The sequence below is a fragment of the Clostridium tepidiprofundi DSM 19306 genome, assembly GCF_001594005.1.
GTDB lineage: Bacteria > Bacillota > Clostridia > Clostridiales > Clostridiaceae > Clostridium_AC > Clostridium_AC tepidiprofundi.
In genome coordinates this window covers 1-1,733 of sequence record NZ_LTBA01000113.1, presented here as the reverse complement: position 1 = coordinate 1,733, position 1,733 = coordinate 1, and the positions used below count along the sequence as shown (strand labels likewise).

The 1,733-nt window shown below is 29.5% G+C and carries 2 protein-coding genes; one reads left to right on the top strand and one right to left on the bottom strand.

Annotated elements, in window-relative coordinates:
• Positions 1–58: 58 nt before the first annotated feature.
• Positions 59–937: an Rpn family recombination-promoting nuclease/putative transposase gene (locus CLTEP_RS13915; RefSeq protein WP_066827667.1), complete on the bottom strand. Its 879-nt coding sequence runs from the start codon at positions 935–937 to the stop codon at positions 59–61.
• 159 nt (positions 938–1,096) lie between these two features.
• Here CLTEP_RS13915 and CLTEP_RS13910 point away from each other — a divergent pair.
• Positions 1,097–1,733: RpnC/YadD family protein (locus tag CLTEP_RS13910; protein WP_066827666.1), on the top strand; the 637-nt coding region annotated here is incomplete at its 3' end.

The window sequence follows — 1,733 nt, the reverse complement described above, 5'->3', positions numbered from 1 at the left end:
TAAAAGTGGGAGTCTTATAAAATCGATAAAGAATATTGTTACTATTCTCTTTTCTCTATTATTGTTTTCTCTTATTGCACAATTCCCTAATATCTTCTACGCTTAGTCCTGTAGCTTTTGATACCATATGCTCATCTATACCCATGTCTAATAAGTTTTTTGCAGTTTTAATGATTCCTTCCTTAATTCCTTCCTTAATTCCTTCCTTGATTCCTTCTTCTCTTCCCTTCTCCTCAGCTGCATTAATCTCGGCATTTCTTACCATCATCGCTTTTAAATCATTCTCATATATTTCTCTTTCTTCCTTATTTAAGCTCATTATATCTAGCCTCTCAGCTGCTTTTTTTATTTCCTCACTCTGTGCTAATTCTTTAGGAACAGTATCCTTATCAAATTCATACGCTTTTGTTAAAAATGCTGCCCACCTATCTAACGTTGTCCTTATTTCACTAAAATCTTTCTTGAATTTTGGAAGTTCTATAAAATGCAGTTCAAACAAATTACTAAATGACTTTTTGCTCTTTACATTGTATATTTTGTACACATTATGATATTCTTCTTCGTCTAAATATTCAAAGTCCAATATGTTTATGCCTATAGTTTTCTTCAGTAAATTATATTCATATCCGCTTTCTATCTGATCTGAATATACCTTCGCCCAATAATACAGAGCTCTCTTGTCATAAAAGCTCTGCTCTGCAATCTGCATTTCTATATCATACCATACTCCTTTTTCATCCACTGCCTTTATATCAAGTATGCTCATCTTACCTTGCCTGTAATTTGCTAAGTTATAAGGGTTTTTTAACTCTATATCCACTATTTGCTCATCTTCACTCAACACTGAATTTATAAATGATATCAAAATATCCTTATTTTCCTCACTACCAAACAATTTTTTAAATACGAAATCTACTTTTGGATTCAACCTGCACATAAATATCATCCCCTTCCTTTAAATATATTTTATCATATCTATCTATTTGGTGTAACATCAAAATTAATAAAACCGCCATTTCTGATAACTGAAAATTTTTTACCCCTGGGGTGAATTATGCTATAATAAAAGTATAACTTACACGTTAGGAGGACTCACATGGATTACAGTAAAATAGAAGATTCTATAATGAAAACAGCAATGGATATATTCAAGCAAAGTGCTGTAAATTTCTTTAATTTGAAAACCAAAATAATAGCACCTGCTAATACTGAAATTAAAGATATAAGCATAAAAACCAATTTTACTGATTATACTTTCTATACAGAGGATGGTGATTATATCCATTTTGAATTTCAAACTACATACAAAGGAAAAGACCTAAATAGATTTTTATTCTATGATGCATCACTACTTTATAAATACAATAAAAAGGTTAATACTATAGTAATATACTCAGCAGATATAAAAAACACAAAAACAAAATTAGATGGTGGAAGCTTAAAATATGAGATTCAAGCTTTTTATATGAGTAGTTTAGATGGCGATAAAAAATATGCTCAATTAAAAGAAAAAATAGAAGCCGGTAAAGAATTGACAAATGAAGAAATACTAAGCTTAACATTCATTCCACTTATGAATAGTAAAGAAGACAAATCTACAAGAGCTATAAAAAGCATTGAACTTGCAAGCAAAATCAAAGAAAATGATAACAAACTTCATTGTTTAAGTTTATTATATGCTCTTTTAGAAAAATTCGGTGATGATGATAGTAAGAAAAAATTTAAGGAGGTAT